Origin of the sequence: Paracoccus shandongensis, from assembly GCF_017315735.1 — a bacterium.
GTDB classification, from domain to species: domain Bacteria; phylum Pseudomonadota; class Alphaproteobacteria; order Rhodobacterales; family Rhodobacteraceae; genus Paracoccus; species Paracoccus shandongensis.
Genome location: NZ_JAFLRK010000001.1, coordinates 417,321 through 440,474, shown reverse-complemented (window position 1 = coordinate 440,474; position 23,154 = coordinate 417,321). Strand labels below are relative to the sequence as shown.

The 23,154-nt window shown below is 66.4% G+C and carries 18 protein-coding genes; 8 read left to right on the top strand and 10 right to left on the bottom strand.

The features are described from left to right. The 6 genes from xdhB (at nucleotide 1) to metH (ending at nucleotide 9,731) form a co-directional block, all read left to right on the top strand. Complete coding sequence (xdhB, locus tag JX613_RS02080) at nucleotides 1-2,307, top strand: xanthine dehydrogenase molybdopterin binding subunit (protein ID WP_207099772.1); 2,307 nt, start codon at nucleotides 1-3, stop codon at nucleotides 2,305-2,307. Further along, nucleotides 2,304-3,044 (top strand): xanthine dehydrogenase accessory protein XdhC, encoded by a 741-nt coding sequence (gene xdhC, locus JX613_RS02075; RefSeq protein ID WP_207099771.1) that lies wholly within the window; start codon nucleotides 2,304-2,306, stop codon nucleotides 3,042-3,044. The genes xdhB and xdhC overlap by 4 nt, the downstream gene beginning before the upstream one ends. Beyond that, nucleotides 3,032-4,315 (top strand): guanine deaminase, encoded by a 1,284-nt coding sequence (gene guaD / locus JX613_RS02070; protein ID WP_207099770.1) that lies wholly within the window; start codon nucleotides 3,032-3,034, stop codon nucleotides 4,313-4,315. Before xdhC ends, guaD begins: the two co-directional genes overlap by 13 nt. Nucleotides 4,316-4,389: 74 nt before the next feature. Then, nucleotides 4,390-5,823: a mannose-1-phosphate guanylyltransferase/mannose-6-phosphate isomerase gene (locus tag JX613_RS02065; RefSeq protein WP_207099769.1), complete on the top strand. Its 1,434-nt coding sequence runs from the start codon at nucleotides 4,390-4,392 to the stop codon at nucleotides 5,821-5,823. 157 nt (nucleotides 5,824-5,980) lie between these two features. Then, nucleotides 5,981-7,024 (top strand): homocysteine S-methyltransferase family protein, encoded by a 1,044-nt coding sequence (locus tag JX613_RS02060; protein ID WP_207099768.1) that lies wholly within the window; start codon nucleotides 5,981-5,983, stop codon nucleotides 7,022-7,024. Further along, nucleotides 7,017-9,731 carry a methionine synthase gene (gene metH / locus JX613_RS02055; RefSeq protein WP_207099767.1) on the top strand — a complete coding sequence of 905 codons (2,715 nt, stop codon included), beginning with the start codon at nucleotides 7,017-7,019 and terminating at the stop codon, nucleotides 9,729-9,731. Before JX613_RS02060 ends, metH begins: the two co-directional genes overlap by 8 nt. A gap of 248 nt (nucleotides 9,732-9,979) precedes the next feature. On the opposite strand, the gene JX613_RS02050 is transcribed toward metH, so the two are convergent. The 6 genes from JX613_RS02050 to JX613_RS02025 form a co-directional block, all read right to left on the bottom strand. Continuing rightward, the gene (locus tag JX613_RS02050) at nucleotides 9,980-11,020 is read right to left on the bottom strand and encodes an ABC transporter substrate-binding protein (protein ID WP_207099766.1); all 1,041 of its coding nucleotides are present in this window, start codon (nucleotides 11,018-11,020) and stop codon (nucleotides 9,980-9,982) included. Between the two features lie 95 nt (nucleotides 11,021-11,115). Then, nucleotides 11,116-11,838 carry an SDR family NAD(P)-dependent oxidoreductase gene (locus JX613_RS02045; protein ID WP_207099765.1) on the bottom strand — a complete coding sequence of 241 codons (723 nt, stop codon included), beginning with the start codon at nucleotides 11,836-11,838 and terminating at the stop codon, nucleotides 11,116-11,118. 9 nt (nucleotides 11,839-11,847) lie between these two features. After that, nucleotides 11,848-12,726: a polyphosphate kinase 2 gene (ppk2, locus tag JX613_RS02040; protein ID WP_207099764.1), complete on the bottom strand. Its 879-nt coding sequence runs from the start codon at nucleotides 12,724-12,726 to the stop codon at nucleotides 11,848-11,850. Nucleotides 12,727-12,729: 3 nt separating this feature from the next. After that, nucleotides 12,730-13,656, bottom strand: a complete 927-nt coding sequence (locus JX613_RS02035) for a homoserine O-acetyltransferase/O-succinyltransferase family protein (protein WP_207099763.1) — start codon at nucleotides 13,654-13,656, stop codon at nucleotides 12,730-12,732. 3 nt (nucleotides 13,657-13,659) lie between these two features. Beyond that, entirely contained in the window at nucleotides 13,660-14,520 is an 861-nt protein-coding gene (locus JX613_RS02030; protein WP_207099762.1) for an ATPase, read from the bottom strand. Between the two features lie 99 nt (nucleotides 14,521-14,619). Next, a complete protein-coding gene (locus tag JX613_RS02025; RefSeq protein ID WP_207099761.1) occupies nucleotides 14,620-15,801 on the bottom strand; it encodes an OmpP1/FadL family transporter in 1,182 nt (393 codons plus the stop codon). A 249-nt stretch (nucleotides 15,802-16,050) separates the two neighbouring features. Here JX613_RS02025 and guaB point away from each other — a divergent pair, with 249 nt between their 5' ends. After that, nucleotides 16,051-17,499 carry an IMP dehydrogenase gene (guaB, locus tag JX613_RS02020; protein ID WP_207099760.1) on the top strand — a complete coding sequence of 483 codons (1,449 nt, stop codon included), beginning with the start codon at nucleotides 16,051-16,053 and terminating at the stop codon, nucleotides 17,497-17,499. A gap of 171 nt (nucleotides 17,500-17,670) precedes the next feature. On the opposite strand, the gene JX613_RS02015 is transcribed toward guaB, so the two are convergent. Both JX613_RS02015 and JX613_RS02010 read right to left on the bottom strand, forming a co-directional pair. Further along, nucleotides 17,671-18,258, bottom strand: coding sequence for an ATPase (locus JX613_RS02015; protein WP_207099759.1), 588 nt, complete (start codon nucleotides 18,256-18,258; stop codon nucleotides 17,671-17,673). Then, nucleotides 18,255-18,611 carry a TA system antitoxin ParD family protein gene (locus JX613_RS02010; protein WP_207099758.1) on the bottom strand — a complete coding sequence of 119 codons (357 nt, stop codon included), beginning with the start codon at nucleotides 18,609-18,611 and terminating at the stop codon, nucleotides 18,255-18,257. The genes JX613_RS02015 and JX613_RS02010 overlap by 4 nt, the downstream gene beginning before the upstream one ends. Nucleotides 18,612-19,082: 471 nt before the next feature. On the opposite strand from JX613_RS02010, the gene JX613_RS02005 reads away from it, so the two are divergent. Beyond that, on the top strand, nucleotides 19,083-21,488 hold the full coding sequence (locus JX613_RS02005; RefSeq protein WP_207099757.1) for a caspase family protein: 2,406 nt from the start codon (nucleotides 19,083-19,085) through the stop codon (nucleotides 21,486-21,488). Between the two features lie 129 nt (nucleotides 21,489-21,617). On the opposite strand, the gene JX613_RS02000 is transcribed toward JX613_RS02005, so the two are convergent. Both JX613_RS02000 and JX613_RS01995 read right to left on the bottom strand, forming a co-directional pair. Beyond that, nucleotides 21,618-22,676 carry a linear amide C-N hydrolase gene (locus tag JX613_RS02000; protein ID WP_207099756.1) on the bottom strand — a complete coding sequence of 353 codons (1,059 nt, stop codon included), beginning with the start codon at nucleotides 22,674-22,676 and terminating at the stop codon, nucleotides 21,618-21,620. Between the two features lie 118 nt (nucleotides 22,677-22,794). Further along, nucleotides 22,795-23,109 (bottom strand): FYDLN acid domain-containing protein, encoded by a 315-nt coding sequence (locus JX613_RS01995; RefSeq protein WP_207099755.1) that lies wholly within the window; start codon nucleotides 23,107-23,109, stop codon nucleotides 22,795-22,797. Nucleotides 23,110-23,154: the final 45 nt, after the last annotated feature.

Genomic DNA, 23,154 nt, shown 5'->3' with positions numbered 1-23,154 from the left:
ATGAAAGACGAAACCACCCTCCGCGGCCAGGCGCATCAGGACACCATCCACGACAGCGCCATCAAGCATGTCACCGGCCGCGCCGATTACACCGACGACCTGGCCGAGCCGCATGGCCTGCTGCACGCCTATCTGGGCCTGTCGCAATGCGCCCATGGCCGCATCACCGGCATGGATTTCACCGAAACGCTGGCCCATCCCGGCGTGGTCGGCGTGCTGACCGCCAGGGACATTCCCGGCGTCAACGATGTCTCGCCCAACGGCAAGAACGACGACCCGATCTTTGCGGACGGCGAGGCCCAGTTCTGGGGCCAGCCGGTCTTTGCCGTGATCGCGGAAACCCGTGACCAGGCGCGGCGCGCGGCGCACAAGGCGCGCATCACCTATGACGTGCTGCCCCATGCGCTGGACCCGATGGCGGCGAAGGACGCCGGGATGGGCTATGTCACCGATCCCCTGACCCTGCGCCGGGGCGATGCCGACGCGGGCATGGCCGCCGCGCCCCACCGCATCAAGGGCCGCTTCCATATCGGCGGGCAGGACCACTTCTATCTGGAAGGCCAGATCGCCATGGCCATCCCGGGCGAGGACGAGGACGTGACGGTCAACGTCTCGACCCAGCACCCGTCCGAGGTGCAGCACATGGTGGCCCATGTCCTGGGCTGCCGGAACAACGCGGTGGTGGTGAACGTGCGCCGGATGGGCGGCGGCTTCGGCGGCAAGGAAACGCAGATGAACCTGTTCGCCTGCGTTGCCGCGATTGCCGCGAAACGCTGGAACCGCGCGGTGAAGATCCGCCCCGACCGCGACGATGACATGACCGCCACGGGCAAGCGCCACGATTTCGTGGTGGATTACGAGGTGGGTTTCGACAACACCGGCAAGATCCGTGCTGTTCGGGGCGACTGGTATGCCCGCTGCGGCTTTTCGGCGGACCTCTCCGGCCCGGTGACGGACCGCGCGCTGTTTCACTGCGACAACGCCTATTACTACCCGGATGTGCGCGTCAGCAGCCATCCGATGAAGACGAACACCGTCAGCAACACCGCCTTCCGGGGCTTTGGCGGCCCGCAGGGGGTGATCGTGGCCGAACGCATGGTCGAGGAGATCGCCTATGCCCTGGGCCTTGATCCGCTGGAGGTGCGCAAGCGCAACCTTTACGAAAACGGCCAGCTGACCCCCTATCACCAGGAGGTCACCGACCAGATCCTGCCGCGCATCTTCGCCGAACTGGAGGCATCGAGCGATTATCACGCCCGCCGCCAGGCGGTGCTGGACTGGAACGCCAAGGGCGGCGTGATCCGCAAGGGCATCGCGCTGACTCCGGTGAAGTTCGGCATCAGCTTCACCGCGACCTGGTTCAACCAGGCGGGCGCGCTGATCCATGTCTATAATGACGGGTCCATCGCGCTGAACCATGGCGGCTGCGAGATGGGGCAGGGCCTGAACACCAAGGTCGCCCAGGTGGTGGCCGAGGCGTTCCAGTGCGACATTTCCAACATCAAGATCACCCGCACCACGACCGAGAAGGTGCCGAACACCTCGGCCACGGCGGCGTCCTCGGGGACGGACCTCAACGGCATGGCGGCGCTGGACGCGGCGGAACAGATCAAGGCGCGGCTGGTCGAATTCGTGGCCGAACGCTGGCAGCAGCCGCGCGAGGACGTGCAGTTCGTCCCCGGCCATATTCGCGCGGGCGACCACCTGATCCCCTGGAACGAGGTGATCGCGGCGGCCTACATGGCGCGGATCCACCTGTCGGCGGCGGGTTTTTATAAAACGCCGAAGATCCATTGGGACCGCGCGACCGGACGGGGGCGGCCGTTCTACTACTACGCCTATGGCGCGGCGGTGTCCGAGGTGTCGGTGGACACGCTGACCGGCGAATACGTGATCGACCGCGCGGACATGATCCACGATGTCGGCCGGTCCCTGAACCCGGCGCTGGACAAGGGCCAGGTCGAGGGCGCCTTTGTGCAGGGTGCCGGCTGGCTGACCACCGAGGAGTTGTGGTGGGACGACAAGGGGCGTCTGCGTACCCATGCGCCGTCCACCTACAAGGTGCCGCTGGCCTCGGACCGGCCGCGCGTCTTCAACGTGCGTCTGGCCGATTGGTCGGAAAACAGCGAACGCAGCATCAAGCGGTCCAAGGCCGTGGGCGAGCCGCCCTTCATGCTGGGCATCAGCGTCTTCGAGGCGATAAACATGGCGGTGGCCTCGTTCAGCAACTACCGCGAACACCCCCGGCTGGACGCCCCCGCCACGCCCGAGCGCGTGCTGATGGCGATCGAGAAGCTGCGGGGATGATCCGCGTCCGGGTCATGCAGGCCTTGGGGTCCACCCCCCGCGACGCCGGGGCCGAGATGTTTGTCGGTCCTGACCGCGTAGAGGGCACCATCGGCGGCGGCCAGTTGGAATACATGGCTATTGACCGGGCGCGGCTGATGCTGGCGTTGGGCGAGGCCGAGGCGCGCATGGACATCCCCCTGGGACCGGAGATCGGCCAATGCTGCGGGGGCAGGGTGGTGCTGCAACTGGACCGCGAAGGCCCCACGCCTCAGGATCACCCCGACGTGCTGGTCTTCGGCGCGGGCCATGTCGGGCGCGCGCTTGCCCTGGCGCTGCAACCGCTGCCGGTGAACACGACACTGATCGACAGCCGCCCCGAGGAACTGGCCCGGGCCGCCCCCGGCATCGCCACGACTTTGACCCCGCTGCCAGAAGCCGAGATCCGCGCCGCCCGGCCCGGCAGCGCCGTGGTGATCCTGACCCATGATCACGCGCTGGATTTCCTGCTGGCGGCAGAAGCCCTGAACCGCAACGACCTGTCCTATGTCGGCATGATCGGCAGCGCCACCAAGCGCGCGCAGTTCAGCCGCTTTGCCCGCGAACGGGGCATCAACCCCGCGCCGCTGGTCTGCCCCATCGGCGCGGGCTTTTCCCCTGACAAGCGCCCCGCCGTCATCGCCGCCTTCACCGCCGCCGAACTGGTCGCGCGGCTGTCTGTCCCTTCTTCGTTGAAAAAATACCCATGCAAAAGCTGATCCGTGGCCGCGTCCTTGGCTTCCACGCCGACCCCCACGACACCGCCGACAACCACCGCTACCTCGAAGACGGCGCGATCCTGATCGAGAACGGCCGCATCCTCGCCGTCGATGATTATGCCACCCTGGCCCGCCCGGGCCTGCCGGAAATCGACCACCGCCCGCACCTGATCATGCCAGGCTTCATCGACACGCATATCCATTTCCCGCAGGTCCAGGTGATCGCCAGCTGGGGCGCGCAGCTTCTTGACTGGCTGAACACCTATACCTTCCCCGAGGAAGCGCGTTTCGCCCAGCAGGGCCACGCCCCCGCCATGGCCGACGCCTTCCTGACCCTGCTGACCGACCACGGCACGACCACCGCCGTCGCCTTCTGTTCCGTCCATCCCGAAAGCGCCGAGGCGCTGTTCAGCGCCGCCCATGCCCGCAACATGGCCATGGTCGCGGGCAAGGTGATGATGGACCGCAACGCCCCGCCCGAGGTTCTGGACACGCCACCGCAAGGATACGACGACAGCAAGGCCCTGATCGCCCGCTGGCACGGGACGGGCCGCCAGCGTTACGCGATCACCCCGCGCTTCGCGATCACCTCGACCCCGGAACAGATGGACATGGCGGGGCAACTGGTGCGCGAGCATCCCGACTGCCACGTCCAGACCCACCTGTCCGAGAACAGGGACGAGATCGACTTCACGCTGAGCCTTTATCCGCAGGCGCGCGACTACCTCGACATCTACGAAACCCATGGCCTGCTGTCGGACAAGCTGCTGCTGGGCCATTCGATCCACCTGCGCCCGCGTGAAATCGAACGCATGGCCGAAACCGGCAGTCGTGCGGTGTTCTGCCCGACCTCGAACCTGTTTCTGGGGTCGGGGCTGTTCGACGAAGCGGGGCTGCGGGCGGCGGGCGTGACCAGCGGGATTGCGACCGACGTGGGCGGCGGCACCAGCTATTCCATGCTGCAGACGCTGAACGAGGGCTACAAGATCCTGCAACTGCGCGGCCAGAAGCTGACGCCCTTGTCGGCCTTCCACTGGATCACGCGGGGCAATGCACTCGCCCTGGGGATGGCCGACCAGATCGGCACGCTGGACCCGGGCAGCATGGCGGATCTGGTGGTGCTGGACGCCCGCGCCACCCCCGCCATGGCCCTGCGCATGGATCGGGCCGAGACGCTGGAACAGGAGCTGTTCATCCTGCAGGTCATGGGCGACGACCGCAGCATCGCGCAGACTTATGTGGCGGGCAAGCCGTTGAAAACCGCAGCTTGAGCGACGGCGGGCTTCCCCGCCGCCCGGCGGCAGGCTATCCCTTGGCGCATAACCAGGTCGCAAGGGACAGCACCATGACCAAGATCACCCCCGTTCTGATGGCTGGCGGATCGGGAACCCGGCTGTGGCCCGTATCCCGGAAAAGCTTTCCCAAGCAGTTCGCGCCCTTGGTGGGCGAGGAGACGCTGTTCCAGGCATCGGCCCGCAGGCTGGCGGGCCCGGACTTCGCAGACCCGGTGGTGATGACCAACGCCGATTTCCGCTTCATCGTGGCGGAACAGTTGGACCAAGTGGGCATCCGCCCCGGCGCCATCGTGATCGAGCCCTCGGGCCGCAACACCGCCCCCGCGATCCTGGTCGCGGCCCTGATGGTCGCGGCCAAGGATCCCGAAGGGCTGCTGCTGGTTGCCCCTTCGGACCACGTGATCCCGGACAGCGCCGCCTTCGCGCGCGCCGTGCGGCAGGGCATGGAACCGGCGACAGAAGGCCAGATCGTCACGTTCGGCATCACCCCCGACCGTCCCGAGACCGGCTATGGCTATCTGGAACTGGCCGGACAGGGCGATGGCCCGCAGCCCTTGGCGCGCTTTGTCGAAAAGCCCGACGCGGCCACGGCGGCGCAGATGCTGGCAGGGGGCAATTTCCTGTGGAACGCCGGGATCTTCCTGTTCAAGGCGCGTGTGATGATCGACGCGTTTCGCGCCCATGCGCCCGAATACCTGTCGCCCGTGCTGACGGCCCTGGATGATGCCAAGGACGACATCGGCTTTCTGCGGCTGGCCAAGACGCCTTGGGACAGCCTGCCCGACCAGTCCATCGACTATGCCGTGATGGAAAAGGCCGGCAACCTGACCGTGGTGCGCTTTTCCGAACGCTGGTCCGACCTGGGCGGTTGGGACGCCGTCTGGCGCGAGGCGCTGCTGGAATCGCCCACGGATGATGGGGTCGTCACGGACGGCAACTCGACGGCCATCGACTGCCATGACGTGCTGCTGCGGTCCGACAGCGAGGATTTGCAGGTCGTGGGCATCGGCCTGACCGACGTGATGGTGGTGGCGACGGCGGACGCGGTGCTGGTGGCGGACAAGAGCCGCGCGCAGGACGTGCGCCATGCCGTCGCCGCGCTGAAGGCCAAGGGCTGCAAGCAGGCGACCGCATTCCCGCGCGACCACCGCCCCTGGGGCTGGTTCGAGACGCTGGCCCTGGCCGACCGCTTCCAGGTCAAGCGGATCGTGGTCAAGCCCGGCGCGTCGCTCTCGCTGCAAAGCCATGTGCATCGGTCGGAACACTGGATCGTCGTCAGCGGCACGGCCAAGGTCACGGTGGACGACACCGTGACGCTGGTGACGGAAAACCAGTCGATCTATGTGCCGCTGGGCGCGGTTCACCGGATGGAAAACCCCGGCAAGGTGCCGATGGTGCTGATCGAGGTGCAGACCGGCAGTTATCTGGGCGAGGACGACATCATCCGGTATGAGGATGTCTATGCGCGGAGCAGCGCGGAGTAAGGCGAAGCCGGGGGCGCTTCGCCCCCCGGACCCCCAGAGGATATTTGCGGTCCAAAGCAGGCTTTATCGCAGGGCCTCATAATCTTCTGTAGGATTATGAATTTGCCGTTGCGGGGGCCAGCCGCTATATCTGCGCCTTCCTGGCGAAGGTGAGACAATGACCGGCAGACTTTCCCGATCCCCCGCATTCGCGGCGCTTGACGCTGCTGCGGCCGAACGGATCCTGATCCTCGACGGGGCCATGGGCACGCAGATCCAGCAGCTTGGCCTGGGCGAGGACGACTATACCGGACATGGGTCGGGCCATGCCTGCCGCCATCATTCCGACCATCCGCAGCAGGGCAACAACGACCTGCTGATCCTGACGCAGCCCGAGGCTGTCGAGGAAATCCATTACCGCTATGCCATGGCGGGCGCGGATATTGTCGAGACGAACACCTTTTCCGCCACCACCATCGCGCAGGCCGATTACGGGATGCAGGGGGCGGTCCATGACCTGAACGTGGAAGGCGCGCGCATCGTCCGCCGCGCGCTGGACCGCGCCACTGCGCAGGACGGGCGGCCCCGTTTCGTCGCGGGCGCCATCGGGCCGACGAACCGCACGGCATCCATCAGCCCGGACGTGAACAACCCCGGCTATCGCGCCGTCACCTTTGACGACCTGCGGGTCGCCTATCTGCAACAGGCGCAGGGCCTGATCGAGGGCGGCGCCGACATCCTGCTGATCGAGACGATTTTCGACACGCTGAACGCCAAGGCCGCGATCTTTGCCTGCATCCAGGCGATGCAGGGACATGGGCGGGCGCTGCCGCTGATGATTTCCGGCACGATCACGGATGCCTCGGGGCGCACGCTGTCGGGCCAGACGCCGACGGCCTTCTGGTATTCGGTGCGCCACGCCCGGCCCTGGTCGGTGGGGCTGAACTGCGCGCTTGGCGCATCCGCCATGCGGCCGCATCTGGCGGAACTGGCGGGCGTTGCGGAAACCAACATCTGCGCCTATCCCAATGCCGGGCTGCCCAATGCCTTCGGCCAGTATGACGAAGGCCCGAACGACACCGCCGTGCAGGTCGCCGAATTCGCGCGCGAGGGGCTGGTGAACGTCGTCGGCGGCTGCTGCGGCACCACCCCCGACCACATCCGTGCCATTGCCGAGGCCGTGGCGGGCTTTGCCCCCAGAAAGGTGCCCGAATATGCTTGACCGTCACCTGCGCCTGTCGGGGCTGGAACCCTTTACCCTGACGCCCGACATTCCCTTCGTGAACGTGGGCGAACGCACCAACGTCACCGGGTCCGCCCGTTTCCGCAAGCTGATCACCAACCGCGACTATGCGGCGGCGCTGGAGGTCGCGCGCGACCAGGTGGAAAACGGGGCACAGATCATCGACATCAACATGGACGAGGGCCTGATCGATTCAAAGGCCGCCATGGTCGAGTTCCTGAACCTGCTGGCCGCCGAACCCGACATCGCGCGCGTCCCGGTGATGATCGACAGTTCCAAATGGGAGGTGATCGAGGCGGGCCTGCAATGCGTGCAGGGCAAGCCGGTCGTGAACTCGATCAGCATGAAGGAGGGAGAGGAGCAGTTCCGCCAGCAGGCATCGCTGTGCCTGGCTTACGGCGCGGCGGTCGTGGTCATGGCCTTCGACGAACAGGGCCAGGCAGACACCTGCGCCCGCAAGATCGAGATCTGCGCCCGCGCCTATCGCATCCTGACCGAGGAAGTGGGCTTCCCGCCCGAGGACATCATCTTCGACCCCAACATCTTCGCCGTGGCGACCGGGATCGAGGAGCATAACAACTATGGCGTGGACTTCATCGAGGCCACGCGCTGGATCCGCCGGAACCTGCCGCACGCCCATGTCTCGGGCGGGGTGTCGAACCTGTCCTTCAGCTTCCGCGGCAACGAGCCGGTGCGAGAGGCGATGCACGCCGTGTTCCTGTATCACGCCATCCAGGCGGGCATGGACATGGGCATCGTCAATGCAGGCCAGTTGGCCGTCTATGACCAGATCGACGCGGACCTGCGAGAGGCCTGCGAGGACGTGGTCCTGAACCGCCGCCCGGACGCGACCGAACGCCTGCTGGAGATCGCCGAACGCTTCAAGGGCGAGGGCGGGGCCAAGGCGCGGGAAAAGGATCTGTCCTGGCGCGAATGGTCCGTTGAGAAGCGTCTGGAACACGCGCTGGTCAATGGCATCACCGAATTCATCGAGGCCGATACCGAGGAAGCGCGCCTTGCCGCCGAACGCCCGCTGCACGTCATCGAAGGCCCGCTGATGGCTGGGATGAACGTGGTGGGGGATCTCTTCGGCGCGGGCAAGATGTTCCTGCCGCAGGTGGTGAAATCGGCCCGCGTGATGAAGCAGGCCGTGGCCGTGCTGCTGCCTTACATGGAGGCCGAGAAGGCCGCCAATGGCGGCGACACCCGGCAGGCAGCGGGCAAGATCCTGATGGCAACGGTCAAGGGCGACGTTCACGACATCGGCAAGAACATCGTGGGCGTCGTGCTGGCCTGCAACAATTACGAGGTCATCGACCTGGGCGTGATGGTGCCCGCCCAGAAGATCCTGGAGGTCGCGCGGGAACAGAACGTCGATGTGATCGGCCTGTCCGGCCTGATCACCCCGTCGCTGGACGAGATGGTGCATGTCGCGTCCGAGATGGAGCGCGAGGGCTTCCAGGTGCCGCTGCTGATTGGCGGGGCGACCACGTCCAAGATCCACACGGCGGTCAAGATCGCGCCGCGTTACCACAAGGGCGCGGCGATCTATGTTACCGACGCCAGCCGAGCGGTGGGCGTGGTGTCGTCCCTGCTGTCGCCCACGCAGCAGGCGGATTACGTGCAGGCGATCCGGGCGGAATACCTGGACGTGGCCGAACGCCACGAACGGGCCGAGGCCGCGAAACAGCGCCTGCCGCTGGCCGCCGCCCGGGCCAATGCGCTGAAGGTGGACTGGTCGGACTGGCGCGCCACCATCCCGCAGTTCACCGGCACCCGCGTGATCGACGACTGGGATCTGGCGGAAATCGCGCGCTATATCGACTGGACACCGTTCTTCCAGACCTGGGAGTTGAAGGGCGTCTATCCCCGCATCCTGGAGGATGAGAAGCAGGGCGAAGCCGCCCGCGCCCTTTTCCACGAAGCGCAGGAGATGCTGGCCCGCATCATCGACGGCCGCTGGTTCAACCCCCGCGCCGTGGTGGGCTTCTGGCCCGCCAACGCGGTGGGCGACGACATCCGCCTGTTCACCGGCGAAGACCGGCGCGAAACGCTGGCGACCCTGCACACCCTGCGCCAGCAGGTGACCAAGCGCGGCGACCGCCCGAATGTCGCGCTGTCCGATTTCGTGGCGCCCGAAGGCCGTCCCGATTACGTCGGCGGCTTCGTGGTGACGGCTGGCCCCGAGGAAAGCGAAATCGCCGCCCGCTATGAACGCGCGAATGACGATTACGCCGCGATCATGGTCAAGGCGCTGGCCGACCGCATCGCCGAGGCCATGGCCGAGATGCTGCACGAACGCGTCCGCAAGGAGTTCTGGGGCTATGCCGCCGACGAAACCTTCACCCCGCAGGAACTTGTGGCCGAACCCTACAAAGGCATCCGCCCCGCGCCCGGCTATCCTGCACAGCCGGACCATACGGAAAAGCTGACCCTGTTCCGCCTGCTGGACGCGGAAGCCGCCACGGGCGTGCGGCTGACCGAAAGCATGGCGATGTGGCCGGGATCCTCGGTTTCGGGCCTCTATATCGGCCACCCGGACAGCTATTACTTCGGCGTGGCGAAGATCGAGGAGGACCAGGCCCGCGACTATGCCCAACGCAAGGGCATGGCCTTGTCCGAGGTCGAACGCTGGCTGGCCCCGATCCTGAACTATACCCCACGCAAAAAGGACGAGGCTGCGTAAGCCTCGCCCTTTCACTTTGGCTTAAATATCCCACAGGGGGTCCGGGGGACGTGAAGTCCCCCGGCGCTCCCGACTCAGAACCCCGCCTTGATCTTCTCGAACTCGGCCAGTTGCTTTTCGCGCTGCGCCGGGTCGTTCGGGGTCTGCGCCAGTCCCCCCCCCCCCCCCCCCCCCCCCCCCCCCCCCCCCCCCCCCCCCCCCCCCCCCCCCCCCCCCCCCCCCCCCCCCCCCCCCCCCCCGCTCCCGACTCAGAACCCCGCCTTGATCTTCTCGAACTCGGCCAGTTGCTTTTCGCGCTGCGCCGGGTCGTTCGGGGTCTGCGCCAGGATCGGGGCATCGACCTCGGCCAGGCCTTCCTTCACCGCAGGCTCATCGGCGATGGTGGCCATCGCCTCGGTCGAGGTGTGGCCATAGCCGATCGTGTCCAGCAGCGCCTTGGCCGCCGAGGGTTCCAGCCAGGCGTTGATGAAGTCATAGGCCTTGTCCTCGTTGCCCGGCCCGTCCTTCAGGTTGACATAGCCGCAGAAGAAGGTGGACGACCCTTCCCTGGGCGCGCGCTGGAAGGCCACGGGAAAATTGTCGGCCCGCAGATAGGTCACGCCGTCGTTCCAGGACCAGGCGATGTCCACCGCGCCCGAGGCCATCAGTTGCGCCTGTTCCGACGGGTCCGCCCAATAGGCCGCGACGTTCCCGTGCGCCTTGCGCAGCCAGTCGGCGGCGGCCTGGAACTGTACGTCGCTCACGTCGGTCCAGTCGGTCGTGCCCGTCGCCAGATAGGCCAGCGCCCAGACATCGTCCGACGAATCCGGCAGCGAGACGCGGCCCTGGTATTTGGGGTCGGTGAAGACCTGCAGGGTCGATACGTCCTCGGCAGGCACCGTTTCGGGGTTATAGGCGATGGCGGTCGCGCCCCAGTCGGTCGGAATGTACCAGACGCCTTCGTCGTCCTTGAAGACGTCCGAGGCCAGGAATTGCGGGTCGATCTTGTCGAAGTTCGGGATCTTCGTGGTATCCCAGGGCTCGATCAGGCCCGCGTCGCGGTATTTGCTGACCATCTGGCTGCAGGGATGCGCCACGTCGGCCTTGAAGCCCGAGGCGATCTTCTGGAACGCCTCGTCGTCGTCGCCGTAGAAGGCATAGGTCGGGCTGTCGCCGTGCTTGTCGATATAGGCCTGGAAGATCGAGGGTTCCTCGAACCCGGCCCAGTCGAAGACGGTCAGGTCCGGGTCCGCCGCAAGCGCAGGCAGGGCGATGGCAGAGGCGAGGGCGGTGGTGGTCAGCAAGCGCATGAAATCGGGCCTTCCTGTTGGGCGGGTTTGATGCAAACGCTAGCGGCGGGAAAACCGCCGCGCAAGGGCATCGCGCGCCGGTCAAGGACCGTTGATCACCGCATCCGCAGCGCGCCGTCCAGGCGGATCACCTCGCCGTTCAGATAGGCGTTTTCGACGATATGCGCGGCAAGGCGCGCGAACTCCGCCGAGTCGCCAAGGCGCGGCGGACAGGTCACTTCCGCCGCCAACCCGTCCTGCACCTCCTGCGGCAGCCCGCGCAGCATGGGCGTGGCAAAGATGCCCGGCGCGATGGCGCAGACGCGGATGCCCAATGCCGCCAGGTCGCGCGCAAGCGGCAGGGTCATGCCCGCGATCCCCGCCTTGGAGGCGGCATAGGCGGCCTGTCCCTTCTGCCCGTCGAAGGCCGCGATGGACGCCGTGTTGACGATCACGCCGTTTTCCGTGCGCCCGTTCTTCGCCATCTCGGCTGCGGCCAGCCGCAGGATGTTGAAGCTGCCGATCAGGTTCACCTCGACCACGCGGCGGAAGCTGTCCAGGTCATGCGGCCCGTTGCGGCCCAGGGTCTTTTCGCCGATCACGATCCCTGCGCAGTTCACGCAGATGTCGATGCCGCCCATCCGGTCCACGGCCTGCGCGATGGCCGCCGCCGCGCTGTCGGCCGAGGTCACGTCCGCCTGCACATGCTGCGGACCGTCGCCCGCCGCGCGGTCCAGAACGACCACCTGCGCACCCTGCTGGCGGAACCAGGCCACTGTCGCCGCCCCGAGGCCCGAGGCGCCCCCGGTCACGATGGCGCGGCTGTCTTTCAGGTCCATGGCTTTCTCCTATACGTCCAGCAGGTCCGGCCCGCCGGTGATCGCCGGATCGGGCGTGCCGATGGCCTCCCCGTCCTTGCCTGCGTAATCGACGGCGTTCAGCACCGTCTGGATCGCGGCCAGCCGCGCGCGGCGCTTGTCGTCGGACCGGATCACGGTCCAGGGCGCGATGGGCGAATGCGACAGGTTCAGCGTGTCGCGGATCGCCACCGTATAATCGTCCCATTTCGCCAGCCCCTCCACGTCGATGCGCGACAGCTTCCATTGCTTCAGCGGATCGGCCTCGCGGTCCAGGAAGCGGCGCATCTGTTCGGCGCGGCCCACGTTCAGCCACAGCTTGACCAGGATGATGCCGTCATCGACCAGGGTCTGCTCGAACCCCGGAAGCTGGCGGAAGAAGGCGTTCCTCTGCTGCTCGGTCGAAAAGCCGAAGACGCGTTCCACGATGCCGCGGTTGTACCAGCTGCGGTCGAACAGCGCGATTTCCCCCGCGGCGGGCAGCCAGTCCACGTAGCGCTGGAAATACCACTGGCCCGCCTCGCGTTCGGTGGGGGTGGGCAGGGCCACGATAGTGGCGGAACGCGGGTTGAGGTTCTGGCGCGTGCGTTCGATGGTGCCGCCCTTGCCGGCGGCGTCGCGCCCCTCGAACAGGACGACCAGCCGCTTTCTGGTGGCGACGATGTCGTGCATCATGCGGACCAGTTGCAACTGCAACCCGTCCATCTGCGCCTCATAGGCCTTCTTGTCCATCTCGGCGCGATAGGGATAGGTCGGGTCCAGGATGTCGTCCTTGCCCGCGCCGTCCAGCAGCTTGCGGATGTCCTTGGGCGCGGCCTTCAGCGCCGCCGTGATCTGGCCGACCAGCGGCAGGTCCGGTGTCTTGACCATCGTTCATCCTTCGCCGATGCGGGACAGGTCGTATTCGGTCGTCTGGTAGATCTCGTTGATCCAGTTACCGTAGAGCAGATGCGCATGGCTGCGCCAGCGGTTCGACGGCGCGCGCGTCGGATCGTCGTCGGGATAATAGTTCAACGGCACGGTGATCGCCTTGCCCGCCGCCACGTCGCGGTCGTATTCCTCTTTCAGGGTCGTGCTGTCGTATTCCAGGTGGTTGAAGATATAGAGCGCGCGGTGCCCCGGATCCTCCAGCAGGCAGGGGCCGCACTGGTCGCTGGCCAGCAGTGTGCGCAGGGCAGGGCGGGCGTCCACATCGGTCTGGCGCACCTCGGTCCAGCGGCTGACCGGGACCAGCACGTCGTCGGAAAAGCCGCGCAGATAGGGGGATGCGGGGGCCATGTTGTGATGGCGGAAGCAGCCGAAGGCCTTGTGGTCCAGGGGGTGCTTTTCCAGCCGGTGGAAATGCCAGGCCATCGCCATGCCGCCCCAGCAGACGCCGAAGGTCGAATGGACATGGCGCTGCGTCCAGTCGAAGACGCGGGTCAGTTCGTCCCAATAGGTCACGTCCTCGAAGGGAAGCTGTTCCACCGGGGCGCCGGTGATGATCAGCCCGTCGAACTTTTCCCCGGTCGCCTCGACCTCGCGGAAGGGGCGATAGAAGCTTTCCATGTGGTCGGCCGCCGTGTTGCGGCTTTCGTGGTCGGACATGCGGATCAACTGGAAGTCGATCTGCAGCGGCGTGGCCCCGATCAGCCGGGCAAACTGGTTTTCCGTCTGGATCTTCTTGGGCATCAGGTTCAGAAGCCCGATGCGCAGGGGCCGGATGTCCTGCGTCGCCGCCCGGCCCGGAGACATGACCATCACCCCTTCATCCGACAGGATGCGATAGGCGGGCAGGTTCTCGTTCAGGGTGATGGGCATGGCTTATTCCTTGCGGTCGATGGCGCGGGCGATCAGGCGGTCGAAGTCGGCAGGGGTCCGCACCTCGGCCACCTCCTCGGCCAGGACGGTGACGCCGCGCCGCGCCATCGCCTGATAACGCGGCTGGCGGTGCGCCAGCGCGCGGGCATAGGTCCAGCGGATGAAGTCGTCGGGATTGACCTCGTCCCCTTCCAGCCCCTTTTCCACACGATAGGCGATCCAGGCCTTTTCCAGGAATTCCGGCTGGTAATACATGGGCTTGGGCGCGCGGTCGAAGCGGCGCACCAGTTCGGCGGTATGGGCGTCCGACCCCTTGATCCAGACCATCAGCAGGTCGCGTTCCAGCGCGGACAGCACCGGATCGGCGGGGTCGTCGGGATCCACGACCTCGCAGATGGACCCGCCTGAATCGCAGACGAAATGCGGGATGGCATAGATGTCGCGGGCGCGGTCCATGAAGTGCCGCGTGTCCAGCAGCGCCGCGATTTCCGCGCGCCGGTGCTGGTTCTGGCGCAGGCAGTATTCGTCGAAGGGCAGCCCCCCGCGCGAGGGGCTGCCGGGCTTGCCCAGATAGGTGGAGAGGGGCGCCAGATTGTCGAAGGTGATGTTGCTGGCGATGTACACGCTGTCCGACAACAGCAGATCGCGCAGGAAGGGCACCTTCATCGCCTCGCGCTTGAAGTTGTCGGCGATGAATTCGCCCATGTAGCGGGTGCCGATGCGGTAATCGACGGAATAATGGAACCAGTCGCCTGCGTCGCGCAGCATGTTGGCCAGATAGGTCTTGCCAAGTCCCGACATGCCGAACAGCACGACGCGTTTCGCGCCCGTTCCTAACCATTCGCCGCCGCTGCCATAGATCATCGGGTGTTCCTTCGGTTTCGCGCGCATAGGTAATGCGGCCCTTGCCGAAAGCAAAGGCCCCGCCGGGGCGGGGCCTTGCCTGTCGCGGTGGATGCGGCGTCAGAAGCTGTAGCCGATGCGGACGCCCACGCCCCAGGCATGGCCGTCGTCCATCGTGGCGACGGTCGTCTTGTTGCCGGTTTCCCCGATGCCCAGGTCGGAGCCGCCCAGACGGGTATAGTTGATGCCCGTCGTGACCTTGATGTTGTCCATCGAATAGATGGCCGCCAGCGTCACGCCCTTGCGCCCGTTGGTGGGGGCAAGCGGCGAAACCGTGTCGCCCTCGCTGGCTTCATAGGTGAACGACAAGGAGCCGGACCAGTTTTCGGTGAACTTGCGGCCGATGCCCAGCGTATAGGTCGTCGTATCCTCGACCTCGACCAGCGGAACCGTGCCCCCGGTGGGCGTCGTGATCGGGAAGACGCCGTTATCGACGATGAATTCCGACCATTTCACCCAGCGGATCGACCCGAAGACCAGCGTGTCCTCGGCCACCCCGGTCTGTCCTTCCAGGGTCCAGCTGCGCGGTGTCTTGACCGTGTATTGCCCCGAGATGGTGTCGGTCAGGCCGCCGGTCGCTCCCGCGATGATGTCGCCGGTTTCGGTCATGTCGAAGTCATGCTCGATCGCCGAGTTGTAGGTCAGCGACACGCGGCCGGCGATCTCGGGTATCTCGTAGGCCGCGCCGATGACATAGCCCACGCCCCATTCGTCGTCGATCTGCAGGTTGTAGGGCGGTGCGATCCTGCTGTATCCCGCCCCGTCCAGGGTCACGCGGCCATCGGCTTTCGAGGCGCGGATCCCGCCATGGATCGAGAAGTTGTTCTCGAACCTGTATCGCGCCAAGGCCGTGAAGGTGGTCGAATTCACCTCGACCCGCGTTCCGCCCAGGACGGGCGATCCTTCGACGGCGGGATTGGGGGCAAGCGGGTTGGGTTGCGTCGGATACAGGATATCCGCCCCAAAGGGCTGTTCCATGATGATGGCCGCCGACAGGTTGTCGTTGAACTGGTGCTTGTAGGCCAGGCCCACGAAGCCATAGCCCTGCGCCACGTCGCCCGTGTCGAAGCCCGCGATGTCCTTTCCCTCGACCGTCGGATCGACGCCGCCAAAGCTCAACTCGGCGTAGTTCCCTTCCTCGAACAGCACCGACAGTGACTGCGGCGCGCGTTCGATCCCCCCCGCGACCAGCGGTGACGCGGAGATCAGCAGAACCGCGCTGCCCGTCATAATTTTTTTCATAGGTTCCTCCCTTGGCAGTCATGGGACCGCTGGATTCGCAACTTATCGCCGATGTTCTACGAATCAATTAACTGCGCAACATGACGCGGCGTTCGCCCGGAACGCGCCCCCCGCCCGTGGCTTTGCAGCAACTTTCGGTTGTTCCGCCATGCGATTCCGGCACAACAAAATCGCCGCTGCGCACTGGACAAACCCCGCTGCCCGTGAAAGGGGAAACTGCCAAACGAAATTGCCGCAAGGACACCCGCCATGCAGATTCGTGAGGCCCTGACCTTTGACGATGTTCTTCTGGTCCCCGCCGCATCCACGGTCATGCCCTCGACCGCCGATGTGACCACGCGCGTGACGCGCGCCATCGCCATGAACATCCCGCTGCTGTCGTCCGCGATGGACACGGTGACGGAAAGCCGCATGGCCATCGCCATGGCCCAGGCCGGCGGCATGGGCGTGATCCACCGCAACCTGACGGCCGAACAGCAGGCCGACGAGGTCCGCCGCGTCAAGCGGTTCGAATCCGGGATCGTCTATGACCCGATCACGCTGCGCGCCGACCAGACGGTGGGCGATGCGCGGGCCTTCCAGGAACGCTACAACGTCACGGGCTTTCCGGTCGTGGACGACGAGGGGCGCGTGGTCGGCATCGTCACCAACCGGGACATGCGCTTTGCCAGCGACAACCGGACCCCGGTGCGCGCGGTGATGTCGTCGGAAAACCTGGCCATCCTGCGCGAGCCCGCCGACCGGGCCGAGGCGATCAGCCTGATGAAGGCCCGCCGGATCGAAAAGCTGCTGGTCACGGACGGGCAGGGCAAGCTGACCGGGCTTCTGACGCTGAAGGATACCGAGCAGTCGGTCCTGAACCCGCTGGCCTGCAAGGACGACCTGGGCCGCCTGCGGGTGGCCGCCGCATCCACCGTGGGCGACGAGGGGTTCGAGCGCAGCCAGGCCCTGATCGAGGCGGGCGTGGACATGGTGGTGATCGACACCGCCCACGGCCATTCGGCGGGCGTGGCGCGTGCGGTGGAACGGGTCAAGATGTTCTCGAACCAGGTGCAGGTGGTGGCGGGCAACGTGGCCACCGCCGAGGCCACGCGGGCCCTGATCGACGCGGGCGCGGATGCGGTCAAGGTGGGCATCGGGCCGGGCTCGATCTGCACCACGCGGATCGTCGCGGGCGTGGGCGTGCCGCAGCTGACGGCGATCATGGACGCGGCATCCGCTGCGGGCGACGTGCCGATCATCGCGGACGGGGGCATCAAGTTCTCGGGCGATTTCGCCAAGGCCATCGCCGCGGGCGCAAGCTGCGCCATGGTGGGCAGCGCTATCGCCGGCACGGACGAATCCCCGGGCGAGGTGATCCTGTATCAGGGCCGCAGCTTCAAGTCCTATCGCGGGATGGGCAGCCTGGGCGCCATGGCGCGCGGTTCGGCGGACCGCTATTTCCAGAAGGACGCCGCGACCGACAAGCTGGTGCCTGAAGGCATCGAGGGCCAGGTGCCCTACAAGGGTTCCGCCAGCGCGGTGATCCATCAGCTGGTGGGGGGCCTGCGCGCCGCCATGGGCTATACCGGCTGCGCCACGGTCGAGGAGATGCGCCGGAACTGCCAGTTCGTGCGCATCACCGGCGCGGGGCTGAAGGAAAGCCATGTCCACGACGTGCAGATCACGCGGGAAAGCCCGAACTATCGGCTTGGATAATCAACGGGTTAGATGATTTTCCGGCTGGTGCCCGGCTGATGGTTCGGGCACCGGAAATCAAGGACTTACGCCGACATCAGCGAGATTTACTGATGCAAACTGATGCTGAAACGATAGGGTTGCCGATTTACTGATGCAGCCTTGGCGGCACCACGTGTGATCGCCCTGGGGTCAGATCACAAGATCGGCGGCATAGGCCGTCAGGATCCATCGAGGCAGGATCGGGTCGGCCTTGATCAGGCGGCCATTGGCAAAGACCAGCATCTGCTGCGGCGGTGTGTTCAGCCGCGAGTTGTCGAACACCATGCCGCGATCCGCCCGCAGCACCGCTTCCCGGACAAGGGGCTGGCTGCGTTCGTAGCGGGCGCGGATCTTGTCTTCGGGGACATCATGCCCGCCCTCCTGGGTGCGGGCCCTGACCCGGCTAACGGACAGATCGGGACTATCCACGCCCACATGCATGACGATCACAAGGTAATCCCGCGCGCGGGCCGCTTCGATGAGTTCAAGCTTGGAGGGGTGCGAGAAGACGGTCTCGGTCGCGAAGCTCTGGCGAGCGTCCAGCATCTCGATCCGGCGGGCCTCGGCGATCCTAGCGGCCTTGTATGACGCCTCCATCGAGGGATCCCGAAGTTCGTCGCGCTGGATGATGTCCGCATTGATGAACGGACCCGCGAAGCTGGGTGCCACGCGGGTCTGATACAGGGTCGATTTCCCGGCGCCATTGGCTCCGGCAAGCAGGACAAGGCTTGGTCTCATGCGGCGGTATTATCGGGGGCGTAGATGAGGTTGCCACCGGCATCCAAGCCGACGCCCTGACCAAGCGCCTGGCACCGGGCAAAGAAGGCCTTCTCGGCGTCTGAAGGCTGTCCCATCTTGTCCGTGAAAGCATCGAGCCACGCGGCTTCTTCATCCTCGCTCAACTGGGTGGTGTCGAGCTTGCCTTCGAGCACGGCGGTAAGGCGGGCATGATCGAACCTGCCGGAGTGCTCGATCGCCCGGCCGATCTTGAGCCAATGCGTGATCTGACCGGCAACGGATCGGCTGTGCAGCTCCGCCTCGCGGCGGACCAGGGCCATGACATCATCGGCAAGTTTTACGGACTGAGCCATGTTTGCCTCCTGTATTGATCTATAGGTAGCAAAATGCCACCTGAAAATCAAGGCTGGGCCAGACAAGGGCGTAGGTTGCCAAGACGCTTGTTCAGATCAACGCCTCAAGTGTCTCGGTTAGTCGGCCTCGGCTTTCGACGCTTTCACCGGCGCCGTGCTGGCTTCGGCTTCATATTTCGCCTTCAACTCATTCAGCCGCTGAATATCCCGGTCTCGCTTTGCCCGAGCTGCTTCTGCCTTTCGGGCCTCGTTCCGGTCCTTGGCTTCCTTGGGGGCTGCCGCCACGATTGGGGTGGCCGCGGCCGGGCGCAGCGGATGGCGCCCGATCTTCCGGACGACCGCCGCACGGCGCGTTCGCGCACTTCAGTGAAAACTTGTGCGTGGTCTTGCTCATGATGCTCCATCCTACTCAGGAGTTGGAGCCTCCGGCAAACCCGGAGCGGTTCATTGACCTTCGCCAAGGTGGCGTCCGTGATCCTGACGAAGGTGAAGGAAATCACCGCCCGCCGCCCGCAGCCCGCCCGGTCCGCGTCCTGGAAAAGCCTGCAGCAGACCGCCCACATGCGGGCGGGGCATCAAAACCGCGCCTATTCCCTGCATGTCGGCCTGAACGCCCTCGATCCGCGCCATTACGCCGGCAACGACGGCAGGCTGTATGGCTGCGAGAACGACGCCCTCGCCATGCGCGGCCTGGCCCGTGCCGAAGGCTTCAAGGCCGACATCCTGCTGACGGCCGACGCGACCCGCGAGGCGGTGATCGAAGGAATGCGCCGCGCCGCGCGCGACCTGCAGGGGGGCGACCAGTTCCTGTTCACCTTCGCGGGCCACGGATCACGCATCACCGACATGAACGGCGACGAGAGGACCAATCCCAAGGGCCTGATGGACAGCACGCTGTGCCTGTTCGACAGCCAGATGATCGACGACGAATTCTGGCACCTGTGTTCCGGCTTCCGGAAGGGGGTGCGCGTCACGGTTGTGGCGGACTGCTGCCATTCCGGCACGATGGCCCGCAAGGGGGTCATGCCCCTGGCGATGGAGGCCGCCGCGCCGATCCGCCCGCGCAACCTGCCCCGCGCGGTGGCCGCCGCGGTCGAGGATCAGAACCGGGACTTCTACGAACGCATCGCGCGCGATCTGCCGCATGTGGACCGGGCGATCCTCGCCTCGGCCGTCACGCCCCTTGACGCGACGGTGATCCAGTTCAGCGCCTGCGAAGACGACCAGGAGGCCGCCGACGGCGACCAGAACGGCGCCTTCACCACCGCCCTGCTGCGCATCTGGGACAGCGGCGCGTTCACCGGCAGCCACACCGCCCTGAAGCGCAAGCTGGCCGAGGAACTGGCGGGCACCACGCAGACGCCGGGCCTGTTCACGCCCCAACCCCAGGATCCGGCCTTCGCAAGGCAGCGGCCCTTCACGGTGCCCCGCTCCGGGGCCGAGGACGGCCCGGACCAGGACCGTGACCATGCTGCGGCGGACGTTCCCGGAAAAGATCCTGAACCGGGCCAGGACGCGGCGCCTGGACGCGATGACGGCGCCGATCCGCTGACCCTGGCCGACGAGGGCGAGGATGTTGCGGAAACCGCGCTGCACCCCGCCCGAGGCCAGGGCAGCGCCTTGGCCGTGCCCGACGCGGTGGTCCGCAGGTTCCGCGACTTCATGAAGCCCTTTGGCATCGTCCATTTCGACCCCGGGGAGTTCCTGTTTCTGGGATCGGCCCATTTTGGAAACGGCAAGGGGCGCGGCCTGAACGCGGCCCCGCCGGAAACCCTGTGGGCCAACATCATCCCCACCGCGCAGGTGCTGGACAAGCTCCGGGCGCGGCTTGACGCGCCGATCCGCATCACCAGCGCCTATCGCACCCGCGAATACAACAAGGCGATCAATGGGGCAGAGCAATCCTGGCACCTGCAGTTCCGCGCCTGCGACATCACCGCCGACGGGATCGCGCCGTCTCGGGTCGCCGACGCCCTGGCCCGGATGCGCGACGAAGGCGATTTCCGGGGCGGCATCGGACGATATGCCGGCTTCACGCATGTCGATACGCGCGGCGCCAATCAGGACTGGCCGAAGCGCCGTCCGGCCCCGTCGGGAACGCAGCCGGGCGACCGCGCGGTTGCCCGGTTGCGCCGGATCGCGGACACGATGCCCGAAAGCCCCCGCCCGCGCGGCGACGGCGGGACCGAAAGGCTTGACAGTGACCTGGAACAGGCGACCGCAGCCATGAATGGCGCCGAGGTGATGGCCCTGGGCGACGCCCTGACGGCCGATCAGCGCCGGGCGGTGCTTTATTCGACCCAATTCGCGCAGCGCGCCGCCGATGCCGCAGCCGACCGGCTGGCCGACCGCACGGCATGGTGGACGACCTACAACGCAGCACTTGCCGCCGCGGGATGGACCATCACCGGATCCATCACGCGCCAGGCGACGGCCAGGGATCTGAAGGCCACGCTGGATGCCATGGCCATGGACATCATGGCCGGCGTGGCGGGCGTGAACAAGCTGCGGGCGATCCGCGCGGTTCTGGACGGGCTGCGCGGCCTGGCCGGCGGCGACAACCGGCTGGTCCTGCTGGACGCCGAAACGTCCCGCAAGGGCGACGGGGCCATCCAGATCGGCGAAGCGGAACTTGACCGGGGCAGCCTTGCCGTCACCACCGGCGCGGTCCAGTTTTCCGCCTCGGACGACCGCAAGCAGGTGCTGTTCGCCAAATGGGGCGGATCGGCGCAGCAGCTTTGGCTGGCGGCCGAAAGACTGGTCCTGAACGAGGATTTCTTCTTTTCCACGGCACAAGGGATCATCGAGGACCGCCTGGGCGACGCCGCATCCCGCATCCTGGCCTTCGACCTTTCGGACGTTCACCAGCCTGCGTGAACCGATCCTGTCCCCCCACGCATCCCGGCGGCGCGCCGCAGCCGGGATGGCTCCAGACCGATCCGGCGGGGCTGGCAGGGCCGACGGACAAGGATCTGCGGCAGCGATTGCACGCCGATCCTCTCCGCCCTACTCGGCGGGTTCAAAGCCGAAGGGATCGGCCGCCACGAACTGCCCCGACACCTCGCCCGACAGGATGCGACTCATGTCCACGCCAAGGTCGAGCTTCATCGGCGGGGCGCCTTCCGAAAAGTCGAGCCGCTTCAGGTCCACCCAGAACACGTTCGGCGACAACGCGGATTCGGCATAGAACAGCCGGTCGGTCTGGTCGGCCACGACGCGCCAGCGGGTGGTGGCAAGGTTCGGCTGTCCCGGCACGCTGATGCCCCAGGGGGTCGAGGCGTTGCGGATCACGCTCATGGTCGCGGCGGCGGCGATGCGCGGGTCGGCCGACTGCTGCACGGCGTCGATATAGAAGGACGCGCGCACGAAGCGGTCGGTGGCCCGGCTGGTGCCCGGCAGGAACTCGCGGGGGTTCACCCGGTCCCAATAGGCGCGCACGGCAAGCTGGTCCTCGTAGCGCGGCTCGTTGGTCATCACCCGATGGTCGCGCCCGTGGTGGATCATCAGCTCGCCGTCGATCCATTCCAGGATGGCGCTGTCGCCGGTGGCGTCCGACAGCGACAGGTGCACCGTGGTCATGCGCCCGGGCATGGCCGGAACCTCGCCCGTCACGGCGTCGAACGGGTTGGCGCGCAGGTGATCCACGGCCTCGGCCACGGTGGCGAAGTTGTCGAGGAAGTATTGCGCCCAGATCGACAGCGACATGCGCGGGGTGGTGCCGTCGTCCCCGGGATACTCGGCGTCCGCCAGCCACAGCAGGTTGGCCGCCAGCCCGGCCTCGTTCAGGCCGTCCACGGTCGAGATGTCATAGCCCGACACGACCAAGCTGCCATAGCGCGAGGTCCAGGCGACCGAGCGCGGCCCGGCCCGGCCGTCGCGTTCCATGCCGCGCGGAAAGACCCAAAGGTTGCTGGTGATCGGCGCGCTCCAGTCGAAGCTGCGCCCGGTCAGGACGCGCCCCTCGGGGCCCAGATAGACGGCGCGCGTGCAGGCCTCAGTGGCCGGAGCCCCTGCCAGGATGGCGGCCAGGAACAGGGCTGCCGCCTTGTGAAACGCTGTTGCCATCGGCTTTGTCCCCATCCCGGACCCTGGGGTTTTGATACCACCGGGCAGGGGGGCCGGACAACAGCGCGGTTGCCCTGGCGCATCATGAAAAAGGCCGGTCCCGGGACCGGCCTTTTCCTTATTCCTCGTCGTTGTCGGCGACATCCGCGATGTCGTCCAGCGACACGTCGCCGTCGTCATCGTCTTCCTCCAGCAGATCATCGTCCAGATCGCCGGCATCGTCGCCCAACTCCTCCTCGTCATCGACAAGGTCTTCGTCGTCGCGAACGGCGGTCTTTTCGGTGACCAGCGTCTTGCCGCGGCTATCGGTCAGGCTTTCCAGCGTGAACGTGTTCCCGCAGGCGGGGCAGGTCATCGGGTTGGCGCGCAGGTCGTAAAAGCGCGTCGCGCAGTGCGGGCACAGGCGTTTCGTGCCCCATTCCTCTTTGGGCATGGCATTTTCCTTCCGCCGTGTTTAGGGAAATCGGTGGTCCCCCTG

Excerpts from the sequence above, each read along its gene's own strand:
- xdhB (WP_207099772.1), top strand. The coding sequence starts at position 1 with ATGAAAGACGAAACCACCCTCCGCGGCCAGGCGCATCAGGACACCATC.
- xdhC (WP_207099771.1), top strand. The coding sequence starts at position 2,304 with ATGATCCGCGTCCGGGTCATGCAGGCCTTGGGGTCCACCCCCCGCGAC.
- guaD (WP_207099770.1), top strand. The coding sequence starts at position 3,032 with ATGCAAAAGCTGATCCGTGGCCGCGTCCTTGGCTTCCACGCCGACCCC.
- JX613_RS02065 (WP_207099769.1), top strand. The coding sequence starts at position 4,390 with ATGACCAAGATCACCCCCGTTCTGATGGCTGGCGGATCGGGAACCCGG.
- JX613_RS02060 (WP_207099768.1), top strand. The coding sequence starts at position 5,981 with ATGACCGGCAGACTTTCCCGATCCCCCGCATTCGCGGCGCTTGACGCT.
- metH (WP_207099767.1), top strand. The coding sequence starts at position 7,017 with ATGCTTGACCGTCACCTGCGCCTGTCGGGGCTGGAACCCTTTACCCTG.
- JX613_RS02050 (WP_207099766.1), bottom strand. The coding sequence starts at position 11,020 with ATGCGCTTGCTGACCACCACCGCCCTCGCCTCTGCCATCGCCCTGCCT.
- JX613_RS02045 (WP_207099765.1), bottom strand. The coding sequence starts at position 11,838 with ATGGACCTGAAAGACAGCCGCGCCATCGTGACCGGGGGCGCCTCGGGC.
- ppk2 (WP_207099764.1), bottom strand. The coding sequence starts at position 12,726 with ATGGTCAAGACACCGGACCTGCCGCTGGTCGGCCAGATCACGGCGGCG.
- JX613_RS02035 (WP_207099763.1), bottom strand. The coding sequence starts at position 13,656 with ATGCCCATCACCCTGAACGAGAACCTGCCCGCCTATCGCATCCTGTCG.
- JX613_RS02030 (WP_207099762.1), bottom strand. The coding sequence starts at position 14,520 with ATGATCTATGGCAGCGGCGGCGAATGGTTAGGAACGGGCGCGAAACGC.
- JX613_RS02025 (WP_207099761.1), bottom strand. The coding sequence starts at position 15,801 with ATGAAAAAAATTATGACGGGCAGCGCGGTTCTGCTGATCTCCGCGTCA.
- guaB (WP_207099760.1), top strand. The coding sequence starts at position 16,051 with ATGCAGATTCGTGAGGCCCTGACCTTTGACGATGTTCTTCTGGTCCCC.
- JX613_RS02015 (WP_207099759.1), bottom strand. The coding sequence starts at position 18,258 with ATGAGACCAAGCCTTGTCCTGCTTGCCGGAGCCAATGGCGCCGGGAAA.
- JX613_RS02010 (WP_207099758.1), bottom strand. The coding sequence starts at position 18,611 with ATGGCTCAGTCCGTAAAACTTGCCGATGATGTCATGGCCCTGGTCCGC.
- JX613_RS02000 (WP_207099756.1), bottom strand. The coding sequence starts at position 22,676 with ATGGCAACAGCGTTTCACAAGGCGGCAGCCCTGTTCCTGGCCGCCATC.
- JX613_RS01995 (WP_207099755.1), bottom strand. The coding sequence starts at position 23,109 with ATGCCCAAAGAGGAATGGGGCACGAAACGCCTGTGCCCGCACTGCGCG.